Below are 1,468 nucleotides of genomic sequence, written 5' to 3'. Positions count from 1 at the left end.
CTGCGGCGGCGGGCGGCCAGCGCCTCCTTGAGCCGCGGCATCCGGGTGGTGAGCAGGTGCACCGTCGCCCGCCGGGCGCGGACCGCGCCGCCCCGGGCGGCGGCCGCCGGGGCCGCACCGCGCGGGCCGAACAGCAGCCGCTGGTTCGGCAGTCGGTCCGGGCGCCAGCGCTGCTTGTACGGCTCCTGGCCGCGCAGCAGGCTTATCACCGGGATCCCAGCCGCCAGCGTCTCGTCCAGCGCGGCGCCGAACAGCAGGCCGGCGATGTCCAGCCGCTCCCGCAGCTTGGGGTGCGCGCCGTACAGGTAGAGGCCGCTGTAGGCGGGGCAGAGCAGCACCAGGTTGACCGCCAGCAGCTCGCCGTCCAGCCAGAACCGGTGCACGGCCGCGCCGCCGGAGGCGACCAGTGCCGCGGTGGACTCGCTGAGGTGCCGGGAGAAGCGCTCGGTGCGGTGCTCCGGCGTCACCCCGCGCTCCTCCCACTGGACGTAGTGCAGCCGCAGCAGCGCCTCCAGCGCCTCCGGGACCTCCTCCGGGCTGGTCGACCGCACCTCGACGCCGGATTCGGCGATCTTGCGCTGCTTGACCCGGCTGCGCTGGGCGGTCTTCCCCGGCAGCCGCTTGAGCAGCTGCTCCATCGGGACGGCGGGCAGGTACTGGCAGAGCGAGTCGGCGAAGCGGTGGCGCCGGCCGCGCCACTGCTCGAAGACCCGCTGGACGGCCGCCTCCGGGTGGACCTCGCGCAGCTCCAGGCTGTGCCAGGGGCGGGTGAGTGGGAGGGCGGCGGCGAACTCGGCGGCGGCCCGGTCGGCGCAGGCGTCGTCGAGCAGGATGTCGGTGAAGTCGACCAGTCCGGCGCCGAGGCCGGTCAGTCCGCCGAGCGGGCCGCCGCGGCGGCGGAACGCGCCCGCGCCGACGAGCAGTCCCTCGCGGCGCACCAGCAGCACCACCAGGGCGCCGGGGCGGCCGTAGTGGCGCCACCAGGAGCGCTGCCAGGCCGAGGTCTGGAAGGGGGTGGCCGTGCGGCAGCGGGCGGCCAGGTCGTCCCACTCCTCGGCGAGGGTGTCGAGGGTGTCGTCCTCGCGGCGCAGTTCGGTGGTCCAGCGGGGCGAGCGGGCCTGGGCGGGGAGGCCGGCGGTGGGGGTGACGGCCTCGGTGCTCATCGACCGCCCCCCGCCGACGCCTCGGCCCGCGTGTCGCTCCGGGGGCCGCTCTTCGCCCCGGCGGGCCCGGCCTTCGCCGTCGCGGACCTCGCGGCTTCGGACTTGGCGGCTTCGGGCTTCGTGGCTTCGGGCTTCGCCGGGTCGCCCTTCTCGGCCGCGGGCTTCGCGGAGCCCGCCTTCGCGGCCCCGGACTCGACCGCCCCGGCCTGCGCGGCCCCGGCCTTCGCCGGCCCGGCCGGGTCGGCGGGGTCGGGCTCCGGCTCGGCGGCGCGCGGGCGCGGGGTGGTCGCCGGGCCGGTCGCGGC

1 protein-coding gene and 1 pseudogene are annotated in these 1,468 nt (G+C 77.9%); both read right to left on the bottom strand.

Annotation, left to right across the window (positions count from 1 at the left end; genetic code table 11):
* Window positions 1-1,163 (bottom strand): GNAT family N-acetyltransferase (locus BI06_RS50080; protein WP_158516551.1); only part of this gene is annotated, 1,163 nt, incomplete at its 3' end.
* A pseudogene (locus BI06_RS52145) lies at window positions 1,160-1,468 on the bottom strand (hypothetical protein); the annotation flags it as partial. The gene BI06_RS50080 and the pseudogene BI06_RS52145, both read right to left, overlap by 4 nt.

Origin of the sequence: Kitasatospora sp. MBT66, assembly GCF_000710405.2 — a bacterium.
GTDB lineage: Bacteria > Actinomycetota > Actinomycetes > Streptomycetales > Streptomycetaceae > Kitasatospora > Kitasatospora purpeofusca.
This window is presented reverse-complemented; position numbering and strand designations above follow the sequence as displayed.